The organism is Lysobacterales bacterium (assembly GCA_014946745.1).
Taxonomy (GTDB): domain Bacteria; phylum Pseudomonadota; class Gammaproteobacteria; order Xanthomonadales; family Xanthomonadaceae; genus Aquimonas.
In genome coordinates this window covers 160,449-177,520 of the sequence record JADCRD010000001.1, presented here as the reverse complement: position 1 = coordinate 177,520, position 17,072 = coordinate 160,449, and the positions used below count along the sequence as shown (strand labels likewise).

The 17,072-nt window shown below is 68.1% G+C and carries 18 protein-coding genes and 1 tRNA gene; 6 read left to right on the top strand and 13 right to left on the bottom strand.

What is annotated here, in order from left to right:
* Nucleotides 1-21: 21 nt before the first annotated feature.
* Nucleotides 22-693, bottom strand: coding sequence for a carboxylesterase (locus H4O13_00740; protein MBE5313911.1), 672 nt, complete (start codon nt 691-693; stop codon nt 22-24).
* Nucleotides 694-782: 89 nt separating this feature from the next.
* On the opposite strand from H4O13_00740, the gene H4O13_00735 reads away from it, so the two are divergent.
* The 4 genes from H4O13_00735 (at nt 783) to H4O13_00720 (ending at nt 3,270) form a co-directional block, all read left to right on the top strand.
* Complete coding sequence (locus H4O13_00735) at nt 783-1,724, top strand: sodium-dependent bicarbonate transport family permease (protein MBE5313910.1); 942 nt, start codon at nt 783-785, stop codon at nt 1,722-1,724.
* Nucleotides 1,721-2,029 (top strand): transcriptional regulator, encoded by a 309-nt coding sequence (locus H4O13_00730; protein MBE5313909.1) that lies wholly within the window; start codon nt 1,721-1,723, stop codon nt 2,027-2,029. The genes H4O13_00735 and H4O13_00730 overlap by 4 nt, the downstream gene beginning before the upstream one ends.
* A 171-nt stretch (nt 2,030-2,200) precedes the next feature.
* A complete protein-coding gene (locus tag H4O13_00725) occupies nt 2,201-2,776 on the top strand; it encodes a hypothetical protein (GenBank protein MBE5313908.1) in 576 nt (191 codons plus the stop codon).
* A 203-nt stretch (nt 2,777-2,979) separates the two neighbouring features.
* A complete protein-coding gene (locus H4O13_00720) occupies nt 2,980-3,270 on the top strand; it encodes a hypothetical protein (protein ID MBE5313907.1) in 291 nt (96 codons plus the stop codon).
* A 141-nt stretch (nt 3,271-3,411) separates the two neighbouring features.
* Here H4O13_00720 and H4O13_00715 read toward each other — a convergent pair whose 3' ends face one another.
* From H4O13_00715 to H4O13_00660, 12 genes are all read right to left on the bottom strand, one after another.
* Entirely contained in the window at nt 3,412-5,127 is a 1,716-nt protein-coding gene (locus H4O13_00715) for a DUF1501 domain-containing protein (protein ID MBE5313906.1), read from the bottom strand.
* Between the two features lie 11 nt (nt 5,128-5,138).
* Nucleotides 5,139-7,376 carry a DUF1800 family protein gene (locus tag H4O13_00710; GenBank protein ID MBE5313905.1) on the bottom strand — a complete coding sequence of 746 codons (2,238 nt, stop codon included), beginning with the start codon at nt 7,374-7,376 and terminating at the stop codon, nt 5,139-5,141.
* Nucleotides 7,377-7,598: 222 nt separating this feature from the next.
* The gene (locus H4O13_00705) at nt 7,599-8,933 is read right to left on the bottom strand and encodes a tryptophan--tRNA ligase (GenBank protein MBE5313904.1); all 1,335 of its coding nucleotides are present in this window, start codon (nt 8,931-8,933) and stop codon (nt 7,599-7,601) included.
* Nucleotides 8,934-8,967: 34 nt separating this feature from the next.
* Entirely contained in the window at nt 8,968-9,108 is a 141-nt protein-coding gene (locus H4O13_00700) for an entericidin A/B family lipoprotein (GenBank protein MBE5313903.1), read from the bottom strand.
* A gap of 111 nt (nt 9,109-9,219) precedes the next feature.
* Nucleotides 9,220-10,164: an arginase gene (gene rocF, locus H4O13_00695; protein ID MBE5313902.1), complete on the bottom strand. Its 945-nt coding sequence runs from the start codon at nt 10,162-10,164 to the stop codon at nt 9,220-9,222.
* Nucleotides 10,161-10,541: an Hpt domain-containing protein gene (locus tag H4O13_00690; protein MBE5313901.1), complete on the bottom strand. Its 381-nt coding sequence runs from the start codon at nt 10,539-10,541 to the stop codon at nt 10,161-10,163. The genes rocF and H4O13_00690 overlap by 4 nt, the downstream gene beginning before the upstream one ends.
* A 48-nt stretch (nt 10,542-10,589) precedes the next feature.
* A tRNA-Thr gene (locus H4O13_00685) sits at nt 10,590-10,665 on the bottom strand.
* 159 nt (nt 10,666-10,824) lie between these two features.
* Nucleotides 10,825-11,484, bottom strand: coding sequence for an SPOR domain-containing protein (locus tag H4O13_00680; GenBank protein MBE5313900.1), 660 nt, complete (start codon nt 11,482-11,484; stop codon nt 10,825-10,827).
* 79 nt (nt 11,485-11,563) lie between these two features.
* Complete coding sequence (locus tag H4O13_00675) at nt 11,564-12,361, bottom strand: type III pantothenate kinase (GenBank protein ID MBE5313899.1); 798 nt, start codon at nt 12,359-12,361, stop codon at nt 11,564-11,566.
* A complete protein-coding gene (locus tag H4O13_00670; GenBank protein MBE5313898.1) occupies nt 12,358-13,131 on the bottom strand; it encodes a biotin--[acetyl-CoA-carboxylase] ligase in 774 nt (257 codons plus the stop codon). The genes H4O13_00675 and H4O13_00670 overlap by 4 nt, the downstream gene beginning before the upstream one ends.
* A 23-nt stretch (nt 13,132-13,154) precedes the next feature.
* Nucleotides 13,155-13,778 carry a glycerol-3-phosphate 1-O-acyltransferase PlsY gene (plsY, locus tag H4O13_00665; protein ID MBE5313897.1) on the bottom strand — a complete coding sequence of 208 codons (624 nt, stop codon included), beginning with the start codon at nt 13,776-13,778 and terminating at the stop codon, nt 13,155-13,157.
* Between the two features lie 73 nt (nt 13,779-13,851).
* Nucleotides 13,852-15,675 carry a DegV family EDD domain-containing protein gene (locus tag H4O13_00660; GenBank protein MBE5313896.1) on the bottom strand — a complete coding sequence of 608 codons (1,824 nt, stop codon included), beginning with the start codon at nt 15,673-15,675 and terminating at the stop codon, nt 13,852-13,854.
* Between the two features lie 239 nt (nt 15,676-15,914).
* On the opposite strand from H4O13_00660, the gene H4O13_00655 reads away from it, so the two are divergent.
* Both H4O13_00655 and H4O13_00650 read left to right on the top strand, forming a co-directional pair.
* Nucleotides 15,915-16,241, top strand: a complete 327-nt coding sequence (locus H4O13_00655) for a hypothetical protein (protein MBE5313895.1) — start codon at nt 15,915-15,917, stop codon at nt 16,239-16,241.
* A 38-nt stretch (nt 16,242-16,279) separates the two neighbouring features.
* Nucleotides 16,280-17,065 (top strand): zinc-dependent peptidase, encoded by a 786-nt coding sequence (locus H4O13_00650; protein MBE5313894.1) that lies wholly within the window; start codon nt 16,280-16,282, stop codon nt 17,063-17,065.
* Nucleotides 17,066-17,072: the final 7 nt, after the last annotated feature.

Genomic DNA, 17,072 nt, shown 5'->3' with positions numbered 1-17,072 from the left:
CTGCCGCCCGCGCCCGAGCCCTTACCGCTGCTCGCCCAGCAGATGCCGCTCCATCCATCCGGACAGGTCGCGGATCTCCTCGGCGCAGACGCTGTGCGGCATGCCGTAGCTGTGCCAGTCGACCGTATGCCCCCAGTCCTGCAGCCGCTGGCGCGCTGCAAGGCCCAGCGCCTGCGGCACGATCGGGTCCACTGCACCGTGTCCGACAAACAGCGGCAGGCCGGCCTGGATCGGCGCGCGCCGCGCTGCGACCTGCGCTGCAATCGGCAGATAGGTCGAGAGCGCGACGATGCCGGCGAGTCGCTCGGGCTGGGTGAGACCCGCCGCCAGTGCCACGGCACCGCCCTGCGAAAAGCCGGCAAGCAAGATGCGGTGACTGTCGACGCCGCGCTGGCGCTCACGCGCCAGCAGACGCTCGACCTCAGCCACCGAGGCGAGAATGCCGGCCTCATCCTCGATCGCCATGAGTTCCAGGCCGTAGATGTCGTACCAGCCGCGCATGCGCATGCCGCCGTTCATGGTGATCGGGCGCACCGGCGCATGGGGGAACACGAAGCGCAGCGACGGCCAGCCGGGCTTTACCAGCTCAGGCACGATGGGTTCGAAGTCGTGGCCATCGGCACCCAGGCCATGCAGCCAGATCACGCTGTGGCGCGGCTGCGGTCCGGTTTCGATCTCGATGCATTCCAGCATGGGTTTCTCCGCTTTAGGTGGCGCGCAGTGTAGGCGCTGGCGCACAAACGCTGGCGTCTGGAGGGGCGTGCGTGACAGCATCCGCGCCCATGTTCGATGTCGTCGTGCTTTTCTTCCTGCTGGGCCTGGTCGCGCGCCTGGCTAAATCCGATCTGCGCCTGCCGGAAGCGGTGTACGAGGTGCTGTCGATCTATCTGCTCTTGGCGATCGGTCTAAAGGGCGGCATCGAGCTGTCGAAGCATTCGCTCAGCGACCTGCTGCCGCAAGTCTTCGCCACGATGGCGCTCGGCTTCGCGATTCCGCTGCTGCTGTTTCCCGCGCTGCGTCTGCTGCGCTTCGCGAGCGCGGACAGCGCCTCGCTGGCGGCGCACTACGGCTCGGTCAGCGTGGTCACCTTCGCGGTGGCCACGGCCGCCCTTGACCGCGCCGGCGTGGCCTACGAATCGCACGCCGCGCTGTGGGTCGCGGTGATGGAGGCTCCCGCGCTGGTCGCCGGCATCCTGCTCGCGCGGATGTCGCGCCTCAAGGACGTGCGCTGGGGCGCGCTGGGTCATGAAGTGCTATTCGGCAAGTCCGTGCTGCTGCTGGCGGGCGGCCTCGCGATCGGGGCAATAGCCGGCGTCGAAGGCAGCAAGGCCATCGCGCCGGTCTTCATCGATCCCTTCCGCGGCATTCTTGCGCTGTTTCTGCTTGAGCTCGGCCTGGTCGCGGGCGGGCGACTGCGCGAGATCGGCCCCTTCGGCCCGCGCCTGCTGTTGATCGGCATCGGCTTTCCGCCGCTGCTGGCCGTACTGGGCGCGCTGACGGGCGTGGCGCTGGAGCTGTCGGTGGGCGGCATCGCCATTCTCGCCACGCTGGCGGCAAGCGCCAGCTACATCGCAGCGCCCACCGCGATGCGCATGGCCGTGCCTGAGGCCAACGCGGCACTGTCGATCACGGCGGCGCTGGGCATCAGCTTCCCTTTCAACGTCATCATCGGCATTCCGCTCTACCTCAAGCTCGCCCACTGGCTGGGAGGCACGCCCGCATGACCTTGCCCAAACATCCTCGCACCCTGCTCGTGATCATTGCCGAGGCCGCGCTTGAGAAGTCGCTGGCGCGCGATGTGCGCCGGCTGGGCGCGCAGGGCTACACCGTGTACGACGTGCGCGGTGCGGGCCACAGCGGCATCCGCGAAGGCAGCTGGGAGGCCGACCGCAGCATCGAGATGAAGGTGATCTGCGAGGCCGAAGTCGCCGATCGCATCGCCGCCCACGTGCTGGCCGAGTACGGCGCCAATTTCGGCTTGACCCTGTTCTTTGCCGACGTCGAAGTGCTGCGGCCCGGCAAGTACTGAGTCAACGCGATTTCCGTTGAAGGTGGTCCGCTTCACAGTGCGGTTTCGCGGACTACGTCAGCATGCCGCGGCCATGTCACACTCCGTCACATGAACTCGCGCCTTCAGCCCCGCCGCTCATCCGCGCTCGCTCGCACGTGCAGCGTCGCTCTTGTCCTTGCTGGCCTGCACGTGCTTGCCGCTTCCACCGCCGAGGCTTGGCCGGAGAACCGTGCGGCTTTGATCGGCTTTCCGCCCCTGGCCAGCCAGTGCGAAAGCCTCGACGCCGAGCCGATCACCTACGGAATGCAGTACGACCTCGCGGGCAGCGGCCTACCCGACGAGATTCGCGACATCCACGACGTGTGGCTGGCCGGCGGCTGCGTGGGCTGTCACAACCAGACGGCGATGGGCGGCCTGAGGTTGGACACACCGGACTTCGCTGGCTACGAGCTGGTGCTGGCCAACAGCTTCCGCAACGGCGACATTTTCCGGGTGGTGCCGGGCAAGCCTGAGTCGAGCCTGCTCTACGCGATGATCAACTGCACCCCGCCGGGCGACTATCCGTACATGCCGCCGGCCACCGATCAGATGCCGGTACGTCTCTCGCCACGTTTGCGCGCCCTCGTGTATGACTGGATCGCCCAAGGCGCGCGCGGGTTCGACGCGTTCGGCGGGCCCTACAGCGATGTCGTGTTTCGCGACTCGATGGAGTCCTCCCGACACCAGTTCAACCTGCTGACGCCACCTGGAACCATCACGCCGTGAACCCACGAATTCTTCTGTCCCTCATCGCTGCCTGCGCTCTGTTCGCAGGCGGTACAGCCCAAGCTGCTGGCGGCCCGAGCGGGTGCGCTCCGCTCCCGCCGAACAGCTTTCCAATCCGCTACGACATCAGCTTCGAGGGCGATATCCGCCCGCTACTTGAGGCTCAATGCAGCAGCTGCCACATCAACGGCAGCAACGGCGGCTTGAACCTCAATCTCAACAATGCAGTGACCAATCTGCTGGGCACGGATGAGCGCGGTCGCGCAGCCAACGGCGATGCCAGCATTCTGCGGGTGCGCCCGTTCGAGCCGCTCGCCAGCGCGCTGTTCCTCAAAATCAATTGTGATGTGCCGCCCTTCGGCGCGCAGATGCCCGGCGATTCCGCGCTGCAGGCAGCCATTTACGACTGGATCGCGAGCGGCGCGCTCATGCCAGACTCCGTTGGCGGGCAGCGCCTGTTTATCGGCCGCTTCGAAAGCATCCAGCGTCCCTGAGCGCGGCGTCTGCGGTCCGCCCGTTGTCGCTGCGAACGCTGGGGCTGCGTCGAGTGGTCGACGCGACGGAGTTGCGAGCTCGTCCAACGAGAAGGGCTGCCCGACCGGGCAGCCCTTCTTGCATCCCAACAGCCTGTGCGATCAGACGGTGATGAACGGCACCGTCTGGGTGTTGTAGGCCATCACCGCCGCGTTGGGATGCGAGCCATTGGTGAAAGCTCCGATGTTCGGGAACAGCACCGGAACATCCACAGCGCTGACGCCCATCCAGCGCGCGAACGTGGCTGACATCTGGTCCACCGACGTGGTGGGCAGGAACTCGCCGCGATTGAAGCTCTCGCCGAGGAGATCGGGGCTTCCGGAGAAGCTCCGGTTGAGCAGCTGCAGAGGGTAGCGTCCGTAGATCTGGCCGCCATTGAGTGGGCCGCCCTCGCTGGCGGGACGACCGAACACCATCTGCACGGCGCCCCAGGCGTGATCGGTGCCGCTGCCGTTGGAGTTGATCGTGCGCGCGAACTCGCTCTGGGTGAACCCCATCACCTCGTTCAGGACGCCGCTGTAGCCCGGGACGTTGTTGAGCACAGCGATCGCTTCGTAGAAGAAATGCACCGCCTGCGCGACCTGCTGCAGCAAACCCTGGTGGCCTCCCCAGGTGCCATTGACAGGAGCGGCCGCCGGGATCTGCGCATCGTGGGTGTCGTAGCCGCCGGTGCTGACATAGAACACCTGGCGATTGGCGGCGATGCTGAAGCCGCTGACCCCCGGCCGGGAGACCGCAATCATGCGCGCCACCTGACGCAGCTGATTGCCCAGACCGGAACCGGGAATGTTGTTGACCGCCGCGTTGAACGAGATCGCGTTGCCGCCTTGGGCCTGGGTGAAGCGGGTGTCGGTGCCGAGCAGGCCGATCGCCTGATTGATGCCGGTCGACAGGTTCATCGAGCGATCGACGATCTGGCCGTACTCGTTGCTGAAAGCCTGCGGGTAGGTGGTGTTCAGCAGGCTCTCCAGCACTTCGCGGCGCTTGGTACCCGCCAGGTTGCCACCGCCGTAGTTGTTCAGTGAAGTCGCGGGATTGGTGCCGCTGGTGGACAAGCGATAGGGGATCACCGGCTGCCCACCGCCGTACTCACCGACCAGAAAGCGCGTCTGGCCGCTGATCGAGATGCAGGGCGACAGACCGCTGGCGGGTGAAGACCCGAGAAGCCGGCCGGCCATGCGACCGCCCCAGCCGCTCGGCTGCGACGAGTTGTCGCCGCCGCCGATCTGCCAGAGGTTGGTCTGGTCGTTGTGCGAATACAGCTGCGGCGGGCGCTTCCAGGTGTTGAAGTTCTGACGGCGCACCGGCTCGACCAGCGGACCGACGTTGGCGATGAAAGCCAACCGCCCCTGATTGAACATGCGGCGCAGACCGGTCTCCGTGCCCAGCCCTGCGTTGTTCGCCGCCGCCGGGTTGAGGGCATAGGGCACGCCTTGCAGGGCCAGGGCGTTGGGCAGCTGACCCGCCGCGCCTCCGCCGACCAGCGGAATACCCAACTGCGAGCCCGAACCCTGAAACAGCCCGCCTCGCGAAGTCACGTACCAGCCGTAGGGCGTGGGGCCATAGGGCGCAAGCGCCGTGCGGCCGGCGACCGGAATCTGGGTGCTCGTATCGGACGGGATCAACAGGTTCCAGGAGTCGTTGCCGCCGGACAGATAAATGCAGACCAGGGCCTTGTAGCCGGTGGGCGCGGACTGCGCGAGAGCGGTGCCCATCATGGACAGCTGGGGCACGAAGGTTGCGGCGGCGCCGGAGGCCGCCATGCAGGCGGCGCCCTTCAGGAAGTCACGGCGCTTGTCGAAATGGATGCGGGACATGGCGTGGCTCCTCAGCGCTGGGTGCTGTACTCGGGGGAAATGGCGACCAGGTGCATCAGGAAGAGCGCCTTGCGCCGCTTGCGCTCTGCCTGCGTGCCGTTGGTGGTGCCGTTGGTACCGCCGTTCAGGTTCTCGTTGAGGCCGCCGCCGCAGCGCAGCGCGTTCATCAGCCGCCACTTCATGCCCGGCTCGGAGTTCAGGCAGTTGAAGCTGCTGGTGATGTCGGCGCCGCTCATGGTGCCGCCCATCATGCGGACGTTGAAGAAGTTGATCAGCTCCATGTCCTGGGCCAGGGTCGCAGAGGCCAGGTTGGCGTTGGCGGGCACCACGGCTGGCATCGCATCGATCTGCGCGGTCGGGAAGTAGGAGCGGTCGGTCGGCAGGGTGAAGGTGTTGCCGCAATCGTTGCCGCCGTAGCCCGAGCAGATGCGGGTGAACAGCTCATTGGCGACCGACACCGCGCTCACTTCGTGGACGATCTGCAGCTCCGGCGAGAACAGGCCCAAGGTTGCCACGGCTCCCGGCTGCTTGTAGTCCGGCTCGTAGAAGTTGAACACCGAGGGCGCGCCGTGCGGGCGCTGCTGGAAGATGTCCTGCGGGTTGTTCGGGCCCCAGCGGCGCAGGCTCGGCTGACCCGCCAGCGGGTTGGCCTGACCACCGCGCGGATTGGTCGCCGGAATGTTCGCCGTGTCGCCAGAACGCGCTCCGAAGTGCCGCCACAGCGCCACCATCTTCAGCATGGGCTCGCGGACCTTGCCGAAGTTCACCGGCTGCTCGGGGTGGCTGGCAGGGCGACGGGCTTCGACGTCGAGCAGGATCGCCGACACCACGGTCTTCATGTCGCCGCGCACGCCCGAGCCGTTGTTGATGAAGGCATCGGCCACGCGCTCCACGTAGCCCGGGGTCGGATTCGAAGTGACCAGACGCTGGATCAGCTGGCGCGCCACCATCGGCGGCGTGTTCGGGTGGTTGAACAGGAAATCGATGGCCTGATCGATGCCGCCTTCGCAGTAGCTGACGCAGGCCTGCTGCTGCTGGGGCGTCAGGTTCGCAGCGGCGCAGTTCAGCGTGGCGAGGCCGTCAAAGCTGGGAATGAGTTCGAGGGTGCGGTCACCACCGACGGCGCCCAGCACCAGGCGCTTGTTCGGGCCCGGCGAGCCCGGCGGCAGGTTGACCAAGGTCGACTCGGGATCCGGCAGCTGGCCACCCTGGTTGTCGCGTCCGGTGTCGTGGAAGGCCGGGTAGCAGACCATCGGCCGGTAGAAGTCCGGATGGATCAGGCCACGATCGGCGATCGGGTCGGCGATGATGTTCGAGGTGTTGAACAGCCGTGAGCCGCCCTGACCGAAACGACAGCCCACGCCCGTACAGGCCGTCGCGTCGTTGGCGCCGCAGTTGCGGTTGAACGGCACTCCTCCAGCGGTGGAAGCGCCCTGGGTGCAGGTGTGGGACAGGCCGGTGAAGACGCGCGCGAGGTTGGCGATGTCGTCTTCGTTGTAGGTGGTCTTGCGAAGGTCGGGGTTCTGCTCGTCAGGGAACGTGGTGTAGAAATCCTTGCCGCGCACCAGCAGCCCGATCGAGAACAGCTGCATGATCTCGCGTGCGTAGTTCTCGTCCGGCTGCACGCCGTTGTTGCCCGCGGTGTAGGTGCCGTTCGAGTTCAGCAGCAGGAATCGCTGGTTGCGCAGCGAGGTCAGGTAGCGGCCCATCATCGGGCTGTAGCTCACCTCACGCAGCAGATCTCGGTAGTTGCCCAAAGCGTTGCGGACGAGGATGTCGTTCCACTCCGCCATCATGATTTCCTGATCGATCAGGAACGCATCGCGGTCGGAAGCCACCACGAACTGCGACAAAGCCCACGCCACCCGCTGGCGCACCTGGTCCGGCGCGTTCACCGCGACGTCGTACCAGCGCTGGACGCGCATGTCTTGGTTAACGCCGCCCGTGGCCAGCGACGCGGTGTAAGCCTCAAGCCAGGGCCGCGACAGCGTCACGGTGCCGAGATTCAGCTGCGCCGACAGCCAGCCGCTGATGCTCTGGTTGCGAACCGCTGTGATGTCCGCAGCGGTGGCGCCGAAAGTGGCCTGGTTCAGGAACCGGGCCGCCTCGCCATCGTTGGCGGGGCTGTTGAAGGGCACCTCGAACGAGTTCGAGAAGATCGGATCGTCGGCCCGACTGCTCGGGGAGAACAGAACGGCGGCGAGACTGGCGAGTGCCAGCACCAAGCTGGTGAAGCGTGCGGAAGTCATGCGGATTCCCCCGGGCATGAAGGGCGGTGAAACGTTTTTTAACTCTAACCCGAGAAAAACAATTGAAAACTAGGCCCCCGCCGCAGCCCCGATAAACGGTAGCGGAATACCGCTGACACATGACGTCACATTCTGCGCCAGCAGGGCAAAACGCGAGATCCAGCGTGAACGCTGTGTCGGCTTTCGACGCCCGCGAAACCGGCGAAACGTGACGCGCTTTCCTCAGCCGCCCGCCGCGCGCGCCTTGCGCTCCGCTTCGGCGGCCTGCAGCACCGCGAAGGCGCGCGCGATCTCCTGCAGCGCCTCATCGCTCACGCGTCCGCTCAGACCCTCACGCAGCTCGGCGGGATTGCACTGGCGCAGCTGCTGCAACGCCTGGCCGGCCTTCTTGGGCGACGCGTATCCCGAGCTCTGCAGCAGCAGCTCACCCTCGGCCGACAGCAGCTTGAAGTAGAACTGCCCGTCGGCATCGCGGTACTGCTTGAGCTGGGGCAGCGCTTCCCGTTCCGCCCTGGTCTCGGCCGTCTTGCCCACCGCAGTAACGAAGCGACGCAGGCCCACCGCTTCGCGCAGCTCCGCCAGCAGCGGGGCGGCGATGGCCCGGGCCCGGGCCGCGCCGGCCTGCAGGATGTCCTCCAGACGCTGCGGGTCGGCCATGTACGCCAGGTAGCGCTCGCGCATGGGGGCGATATCGCGCTCGACGCGCTCGACCAGACGCTGCTTGGCTTCGCCCCAGCCCAGGCCGCCGCGCAGATCGGCACGGAAGGTCGAGGCCTCTTCAGCGCTGGCGAAGGCGTCGAAGATCAGGGCCAGAGCGTTGCCTTCCGGGTCTTTGGGCTCGCCGGGCAGGCGCGAGTCGGTGACCACGCGGGCCACCGCCTCTCTCAGCGCCTTGGCGCCGCCCTCGAACAGCGGGATGGTGTTGTCGTAGCTCTTCGACATCTTGCGGCCGTCGAGTCCGGGCAAGGTCGCCACCGATTCCTCGATCACCGCCTCCGGCAGGGTGAAGAAGCTGCGCCCCTGCCCGAACAGATGGTTGAAGCGCGCGCCGATGTCGCGCGCCATCTCGATGTGCTGCACCTGATCGCGGCCCACCGGGACCCTGTGCGCGTTGAACATCAGGATGTCCGCCGCCATCAACACCGGGTAACTGAACAGGCCCATGGTGACGCCAGCATCGGCGTCCTCGCCAGCCGCCTCATTGGCGTCCGTCGCGGCCTTGTAGGCATGCGCCCGGTTCATCATCCCCTTGGCGGTGACGCAGGTCAGCAGCCAAGTCAGCTCGGGAATCTCGGGGATGTCCGACTGCCGATAAAAGTGCACGCGCTGCGGGTCCAGCCCGGCCGCCAGCCAGGTCGCGGCGATCTGCATGCGCGAGCTCTGGATGCGCGCCGGCTCGTCGCACTTGATCAGGGCGTGGTAGTCGGCGAGAAAGAAGAAGGCGTCGACGTTCGGGTCGGCGCTGGCGGCGATCGCCGGGCGGATCGCGCCGACGTAGTTGCCAAGGTGCGGGGTGCCGGTGGTGGTGATGCCGGTGAGGACGCGGGTGCGGGACATGGAGCCTCGTGGGGTATGGGGGCGCAGCGCGCGGTCAACGGCGCGCGGCCTCTTCGATCTTCTCGCCGGCGCGCTGCAAGTCCTTGCCGGCGCCCTGGATGGTGTTGCAGCCGGCCAGCACGAGCAGGCCGAGCGCGAGCGCCGCGAGGCGCCAGACGGTCGTGGGAATGCGCATGGGAACTCCGAGGGCTTGAGCACCGACGTTCGGCGGGGAGCGCAGCCTAGCAGCGCCATCGCCCGCCGTCAGCGTGAGGCCTCGCGACGATTCAGCCCAGTCAGGCGCCGCTCAACGCGGCTCGCGCAGCGGGTCACGCATCAGTGTGGACTTGCCGAACAGGCTCTCGACGAGGTCCACCGCCAGCCGGGCCGTGCGGTTGCGCTCATCGAACGCGGGGTTCAGCTCGACGATGTCCAGCGAGGCCATGCGGCCGGTGTCGGCGATCATCTCCATCACCAGCTGCGCCTCGCGGTAGTTCGGCCCGCCCTCGACCGTCGTGCCGACGCCAGGCGCGATGCCGGGATCAAGAAAATCGACGTCGAAGCTGACGTGCAGATGGGTGTCGGCGTCGACGCCCTCCAGCGCTTCCTCCAGCGCCCGCTTCATGCCGACTTCGTCGATATAGCGCATGTCGTAGATGTCGAGCCCCGCCTCATGCACCAAGCGGCGCTCGCCCTCGTCGACCGAGCGGATGCCGATCTGCTTGACCTGGTCCGGGGTGATCGCAGGAATGCTGCCGCCGAGATGGGTGAGCGCGCGCGGGCCCATGCCGCAGAGGCAGGCCACGGGCATACCGTGCACGTTGCCGCTGGGCGTGAGTTCGGAGGTGTTGAAATCAGCGTGCGCGTCCAGCCAGAGGATGCGCAGCTTTTTGCCCTGGGCGCGCACATGCTTGGCGACGGCGGTGATCGAACCGACCGCCAGGCAGTGATCGCCACCCAGCATGATCGGCATGCGCCCGGCCTTGAGTTCGGCTTCGACGGCGTGCATCACCGCGGTGTTCCATTCGACCACCTGCTCCAGATGCCGATAGCCCTCATGCGGCGGCTGCCAGGGGTTGAATGGCCCGCGCAGGTTGCCGCGATCGTGGACCTGCAGGCCGCGTGCGGCGAGCGCCTCGCCCAGCCCGGCCACACGCAGAGCTTCCGGCCCCATCGAGGCGCCGCGATGGCCGGCGCCGATATCGGTGGGCACGCCGATCAGGCTGACCGGGAGAAAGCGGTTCGAACTCATGGTTCTTCCTGTTCTTCGGCGGCCCGGGCGGCGGCGGCAATGGCCTTGTCGATCAGCACCAGCAGCTCCAGCGTTGGCGTCAGCAGCTCGGCGCACAGGGCCTGCACAGGGCGACGCGCTTCAGGCGGCGACTTGATCCAGGCGATCCACTGGCGCTCGATGGCGCGGGACTTGTCGCTCACATCGGGAAAGCCGTAGGCGCCGGCCGAGCCCGCCATCTTGTGCAGCATGCCGCGCAGCTCGGTCACATCCGCCTCAGCCGCATCGTTGCTGGGCGCTTCGCGAATCGCGGCCATGTAGCGACGCAGCTTCTGGCGCTTGTCCTTGAGCGCCAGGCGGTACAGGGCCAGCAGGGAATCGAAACCGTCGATGCTCACGTGTCTTGGGCCACGGTGGGGGTCGATCGGGCAGCAGTGCTGCGAGAGTGGTGCCGGCAGTCCGAATCGAACGGACGACCTACCGCTTACAAGGCGGTTGCTCTACCAACTGAGCTATGCCGGCACGGGAGGGGGATTGTAGCGTCTTGCAGACGGAATTCGGAGTTCGGGCTCGTGTCGCTCTTCGTTTCTCCTCATCCCTGATCGGTACACCGAAGCGAAGGTGTGCTCCCTCATGCCGCGCTCAAGCGTCGGTCCGATCAGGCACTCACGAATCCAGCCCTCAAGCCTCGCAGTCGATACGGCTGGAATCGACCCCGGCGTAGCCGCCGAGCTGGGCGCGCCAGTTGAAGCGAGGGTCCGCGGCGATATCGACCCAGTACTGTGGAATCTCCTCGGTGCGCTCGCCCAGCTCGGCGCCAAAGCCCATGGCGCGCACATCGGCCTGTCGCTGGCGGGCGTTCGCAAGCTCGCGGAACAGTCCCAACGAGATGGTGTTCTGGCGATCGCCGGCGGTCACCACGTAGTAGTCGCGCAGACCTTGAGCGGCGAGTTCGCGCGCGGTGGCGAGCGCGGCGTCGCGGGTCGGCTGCGCGGGCATGTAGACCCAGTAGCCGCGCCGCGCCAGCGCGCGGGTTTCGCGGAACTGGATGCGCTGTACGACCGGCGTGAGCGCACCCACGGCACGGCGCAGGTCGGCTTGGGTGAGGAAAGGTCCGATGCGCTCGCAGACCGCGTCCGCACTGGGCGCGATGGGCTGCGGCGCCTCCGCCAGCTCGCCCACCGCCTCGCGCGCCTCGATCTCCGTCAGCAATTCCAGCCCCGGCACGGCGGGTTCGGTGGGCGCGAAGCGGCGCGGCTCGTGCTCAGGACGCAGAAACCACCAGACGCCGACGCCGATATTCATGAGCAGCAACAGCAGGACGAGCAGGCGGGGCAGCATCGGCAGTGAGCAATCGGTAAGGGGAGAGGCGGGCGTGCAGGATAACAGGGCGCTTCGAACCCGCCCCGACAGCGCGGGCTCAGTCGCGGACGGCCGCCTGCAGCAGTCCGTGCAGCACGAGGAAAGGCTCAACCCGCGCCGGGCACTCCAGCAGGGGGGCGATGTCTGCTGCATCGCCGCCCGCCAGCAGCACCGCGGGCGGCTTGCCGCACTGCAGCTCAAGCCGTCGCCTCGCGCGCTCGATCAGGCCCGCTGCGGCCTGCCACGGCGCCATTGCCACGGCTGGCGCCGTGTCATCCGCCCAGAAGGCGTCGAGCCCGGGCGATCCACCGGGCATCCGCAAATGCGGCGCGCGCGCCAGCAGGGCCTCGTGCATGGTGGCAATCCCACAGAGGATCAGACCGCCAAGATGCCGGCTCTCGCCGTCAATGGCATCGACCGTCAGAGCAGTACCCGCACCGACGACCAGGGCGGGTGGAGAGACGATCGCGAGCGCGCCGCGCAGGCTCAGCCAGCGGTCGGTCCCAAGGTGCTCGGGCTGCGGATAGGCGCAGCGCAGCCTCCGCCCCTGCGACACGGCCGCCTCGGCTTGAGTACGCGCGCGCAGCAGGCCGGGGCGCTCGGTCCGCACGGATGCGGCGATGCAGCGCGTGATGGCTTCGACGCTCGACTCGGCGGTGACAGCCACCAGATGCACGCTCTGCACTTCAGGCAGCACGCGCAGCTTCTGCTCCAGTGCAGGCAGAAAGTCGGGGCCCGCATGCGCCAGCGCCGCCACGTCGCCGAGCCGCCAGTCCGGACACTCAGCCGTGGGCGGCAGGGCCAGAGCCCACTTCAGCCGGGTGTTGCCGAGGTCAAGCAGAAGGCGCGGCTTCATGCCGGCCTCAGGCTGGCTTCGCCGCTGTGCCAGACGCGCTCGCCGTCGGCATGTTCGACGCGCAGCCCGCCATCGTCGGCAAGACCCAGCGCACGGCCCGGCCAGCGCTGATCGCCGCTCAGCATCTGCACCGCGCAGCCGCGCAGCGCGTCGAAGTGCTGCCAGGCCGGCAGCAGCTCGGCCAGCCCTTGATCCTGCATCTGCCTGAGTCGTGCACGCAGCTGCAGAAGCAGAGCCGCCACCAGCCCGGCGCGGTCGGGCGCGAGACCCAGCGCGGCAAGATCGATCCAATCGAGCCCGGCCTCGAAGTCACGCGGCAGGTCCAGGTTGAGGCCCACGCCGACCACCAGGAACACGGCATCGCCGCGCCCACCCACCTCGACCAGCAGCCCGCCGAGCTTGCGGCCACGCGCCCACAGGTCGTTGGGCCATTTGAGGCCGACCTCGTCAGCGCCGTGCGCGCGCAGCGTTTCCGCGACCGCAAGCCCGGCCACCAGACTCGCGCCTGCCGCACGGGCCACGCCGCCCGGCCAAGGCAGCGCGATCGACAGGCAAAGGCTGCCGCCGGCGCGCGACTGCCAGACCCGACCCAGACGACCGCGGCCGGCCGTCTGCCGCTCGGCGACCCGCGCGAGACCCTCGTCAGGCGGACAGCCAGCGGCGAGCAGATCCGAGTTGGTGGATTCGGTTTCAGCTACCCACTGCAGCTGCGGCGGCGAGCGATCAGCGGCCTTCAGCGCCTGCCCCGCGCGCTCCGCGAGCGCATGCATCGATGGGGTCGAGTCCTCCGGCATCAGCCGACACGCCGACGAAACACACGCACGCGCTCGAAGCGGTGCTCGGTGCCACGCAGCAGCCGCAGCACGTTGCTGCGGTGGGTGAACACGATGAAGCCCGCCGCCGCCAGCGCAAACACGAGTTGATCCGGCGCGGCCCACAGCGCCAGCGGCACCAGCGCAAGCGCGGCGAGCAGGGTCGAGAGCCCGACATAGCCGGTCAGAACCAGGCACATCACCCAGACCAGGAACACCGGCCCCACGCTCAGCGGCCAAGCCACGCACAGCCCGCCCACCAGGGTGCCCGCGCCCTTGCCGCCGCGAAAGCCGAAGAACACCGGCCAGGTATGGCCGATCGCCGCCGCCAGAGTGCAGGCCCCCGCCAGCGAAGTCGCGGACAGCGGCGCTGCGTCGGTCCAGAGCCACAGCGCCAACGCGGCCGCCAGGGCGCCTTTGCCGATATCGATCAGCACCACGCCGAGCGCGAAACGCCAGCCGCGCGTTCGAAAGGCATTGGTTCCGCCGGCGTTGCCGCTGCCGCTCTGACGGATATCGACGCCGATGGCACGACCGATCAGCAGGCTGCCGGACAGCGAGCCGAGCAGATAGGCCATCAGAAGAGCGGTCAGTGTCTGGAGCATGGCGCTAGTGTGCGGGTTGGGCGGGAGGGGGCGAAAGCGCTGGAAGCAGTGCGCGGGTAGCGACCAGACGAACTCAGGCGGGGTCCAACGGCCCCATGTCCAGCAGGCCCACCACCAGTGCCCCCGTGCCCGCATGTGCGCCAATTGCCGGCCCGACTTCGACCACACCCAGACTGTCGATCGGCAGGGCCTCGCGAAGGCGGCGCTCGAGGTGACGCGCATCGCCCTCGCAGTCGACGTGACCGACCAGCAGCCGCCAGCGCCGACGCGCATCGAGACGCTTCAGCAGATGTCGGGCGAAGCGCTCTGGCGCTGCGTCGGGTCCTCCCGCCAGAGCCCCCGCCACCGCCAAGCGCCCATTCGGCTTGGCCCGCGCCACCGGCGTGAGCCCTAGCGCAGCCACCAGCCAACCGGCCCAGGCCGGAAGGCGGCCGCCGCGCACCGCGAAGCTGACATCGCGGGTGATGGCCCAGGTCTGCACGCGAGGGCGCAGGGCTTCGATCTCGGCGACGATCTCGTCGGCCATGCAGCCGCGCGCCGCGGCTTCGGCAGCCGCGATCGCCAGCAGGGCCTGACCGCAGCTGGCGTGGCCGGAGTCAACCACGCGGATGCGCTCAGCGCCCACGCGGGTCGCCGCCGACTCGCCGGCCTGCAGCGTGCCCGAAAGTGCGCGGGATATGCCGACATAGACCAGCTCGCGGTGGTGGGACAGGCGCGTTTCGAACTGGCGCCGGAAGTCGCCGGGCGGCGGCTGCGACGTCTTCGGAGGAATCGCGCTGGACTTCAGTCGCCGGTGGAACTCGGCGGTGCTGATCGAGACCTTGTCGAGGAACTCCTCCTCGCCAAACGACACCCGCACCGGCACGGCGGACAGCCCAAGGCGCTGCGCCAGCTCGGCCGGATAGTCCGCGCCTGAGTCGGTGACCACGGCCACGGCCTGCACCAGGCTGGCCTCGTGCTGCTGGGCCAGCATGTCCTCGGCCTTGTGCGCGCTCACCTTGCCGAAGCGGGCAGCCAACTCGAACAGCTGGGCGGGCGCGCCCACGTGGGCATGAACGCGAACACGCTGACGGCCGCCGGCAATCACCACGGAATCCGCGCCCGCAGCGGTCAGGGCCGTACGCAGCGCATCGGCATCGACCGCCTCGGCGCTCAGCAGGCACTCGGTGCACCAGCGATGTGCGGGGTCGACAGCGTCGTGCAGATCCGCCCCCACGAAAGGAATGTCTTCCAGGTGTTCGCTCCGGGCGGCCACCTTTAGGCGACCCGTGCGCAGGTAGTCGGCGATCCCTTCAAGCAGATCCACGAAACCTTGGGCACCCGCGTCGACCACCCCAGCCTGACGGAGCACCGCCAGCTGTCGCGGCGTGTCGGCGAGCGCCGCGCGCGCCGCCTCGAGCGCACGCTCGAAGCGCTCCCGAAGGTCGCGCGCGCCTTCTGTACCGGCACGCGACAACCCATCCGAGAACGCGCGAATCACGCTCAAGATGGTGCCCTCGCGCGGCTCGGACAGCGCCTTGCGCGCAGCGTCGGCCCCCGCAGCAGCAGCGGCCGCGAGCTCGTCGGGAGGCAAAACCTTGGCATCGGCCACGCGCTCCGAAACGCCAGACAGGAACTGCGCGAGGATCGCCCCGGAATTGCCGCGTGCGCCATCCACGGCATCCTCGGCGACCTGCCGTAGAAGAGGCCCCATCGCCGCGCAGCGGCGGCTCAGGCTACCGGCCAAGACGCTGTTCAGGGTAAAGGCGAGGTTGCTGCCGGTATCGCCATCCGGCACGGGAAAAACGTTGATGCGATCGAGCAATTCACGGCGTTCGATCACGCGACGCATGCCCGCAATCAGGGCACGCCGCATCTGCGCGGCGGTGACAGGCGCTTCCAGGGCGCGAGGACTCAAGACGGCAACCATCGGCCGAGCATGCCAGAGCGTCCGTTGAGGTCACGCTGCGCTGCGTCAGTCTGGCGCTACGGCCCGAACCGTTGACATTTCCTCACTTTGTCTGGACACCCACGCGCTACACTCCGGCGTCGCTTCGCCCGTGCTCCGCACTTGAGCCTCCAGATTCCGAAGCCCGGAATGGCTGCCAAGCCCCCCGACGGAAGCCGCCTCGGCAGCCTCTGCCCCAAGGAAAGGTCATGTCCCAGATCCGCACGATCCTGAGCGTTTTGCTGCTGTGGCTGTCACTTGCGCTTCCGGCGATGGCCGTCGAAGTGCTCCCGATGGACGCCGAAGCCGAAGACTGCGGCAACGAGGTCGGTGCTTCCTCTGAGGTCGAAGCCGCAAGTCCGGAATCCGCCGCGGCGCTGATCGAAGACGCGGAACTGCCGGCCGGCCTGCAGGCGGTCGGGGGCGCGGCGGTTCCGGCGCGCGCGGCAGCCAACGGCGGCGGCGACTCGACCACGACCGCGCCCGCCAAGCCCAGCTCGCGCTGGAACGCTTTCCTGCCAGGCATGGTGCGCTGAGGGCAGCGACAGACCGCTGTTTTTGCGACTTCACCGCTGTGGTGTGCCGACTGTGGAGCCGCCGTCTATCGGCGCCGGCGCTTGCCGAGGCGACATTTGCTCAGGTCGCGGAACGCAGCCCACTGATTTCCGCCCTCGCGTCCGACTCGCAGCAGCGCCTGCGCGCACTCGCGGCGGTGTTCCTGCAGCGCAAGGCGATCACCCCAGTCCAAGGGCTTGAGCTCAGCGAAGGTGATCGCGCGTTGATCGCCTGCCTCTGCTGCTTGCCGGTGCTGCATCTCGGCGGCCACTGGCTCGGCGGCTGGCACGAGGTGATCGTGTACCCGGGTGCCTTCCGCGTGCGTCGCAGCGAACTCGACGAACCCACCGGCGTGCTTCACGAATGGGATGAAGATCTGGCCGGCGAAGCCTGGAGTGAGGGCCCGCTGATCCTGTCGTGGGAAGACCTGCTGCTTGACCTCGACGAGCCCGCCGAGGGCTGCAACGTCGTTGCCCACGAGATTGCCCACAAGCTCGACCTGCGCGACGGCGTGCTGGACGGAACGCCCCCCCTGCCCTCCGTACGCCAGCGCGCATGGGCCCGCGATTTCCAGGCTGCGTTCGATGCCCTGTGCGCTGAGGTCGAGGGCGAACGCGAGACGCGCATCGATCCCTACGCGGCGACAGCGCCCGAAGAGTTCTTCGCCGTAGTTACCGAGTACCACTTCTCCGCGCCGGAAGTGCTGCGCGAGGCCCTGCCGGCGGTGGCCGAACACCTGGCTGCGTTCTACGGGCCTTCACCGGCGGAGTTTCCGGCGGCTGAATCGCTGCCGGCCGGAGCCTGATCGGGCG

What these genes read in the sequence shown, in the direction of transcription:
- H4O13_00740 (MBE5313911.1), bottom strand. Translation starts at nt 693, where the DNA reads ATGCTGGAATGCATCGAGATCGAAACCGGACCGCAGCCGCGCCACAGC.
- H4O13_00735 (MBE5313910.1), top strand. Translation starts at nt 783, where the DNA reads ATGTTCGATGTCGTCGTGCTTTTCTTCCTGCTGGGCCTGGTCGCGCGC.
- H4O13_00730 (MBE5313909.1), top strand. Translation starts at nt 1,721, where the DNA reads ATGACCTTGCCCAAACATCCTCGCACCCTGCTCGTGATCATTGCCGAG.
- H4O13_00715 (MBE5313906.1), bottom strand. Translation starts at nt 5,127, where the DNA reads ATGTCCCGCATCCATTTCGACAAGCGCCGTGACTTCCTGAAGGGCGCC.
- H4O13_00710 (MBE5313905.1), bottom strand. Translation starts at nt 7,376, where the DNA reads ATGACTTCCGCACGCTTCACCAGCTTGGTGCTGGCACTCGCCAGTCTC.
- H4O13_00705 (MBE5313904.1), bottom strand. Translation starts at nt 8,933, where the DNA reads ATGTCCCGCACCCGCGTCCTCACCGGCATCACCACCACCGGCACCCCG.
- H4O13_00700 (MBE5313903.1), bottom strand. Translation starts at nt 9,108, where the DNA reads ATGCGCATTCCCACGACCGTCTGGCGCCTCGCGGCGCTCGCGCTCGGC.
- rocF (MBE5313902.1), bottom strand. Translation starts at nt 10,164, where the DNA reads ATGAGTTCGAACCGCTTTCTCCCGGTCAGCCTGATCGGCGTGCCCACC.
- H4O13_00680 (MBE5313900.1), bottom strand. Translation starts at nt 11,484, where the DNA reads ATGCTGCCCCGCCTGCTCGTCCTGCTGTTGCTGCTCATGAATATCGGC.
- H4O13_00675 (MBE5313899.1), bottom strand. Translation starts at nt 12,361, where the DNA reads ATGAAGCCGCGCCTTCTGCTTGACCTCGGCAACACCCGGCTGAAGTGG.
- H4O13_00670 (MBE5313898.1), bottom strand. Translation starts at nt 13,131, where the DNA reads ATGCATGCGCTCGCGGAGCGCGCGGGGCAGGCGCTGAAGGCCGCTGAT.
- plsY (MBE5313897.1), bottom strand. Translation starts at nt 13,778, where the DNA reads ATGCTCCAGACACTGACCGCTCTTCTGATGGCCTATCTGCTCGGCTCG.
- H4O13_00655 (MBE5313895.1), top strand. Translation starts at nt 15,915, where the DNA reads ATGTCCCAGATCCGCACGATCCTGAGCGTTTTGCTGCTGTGGCTGTCA.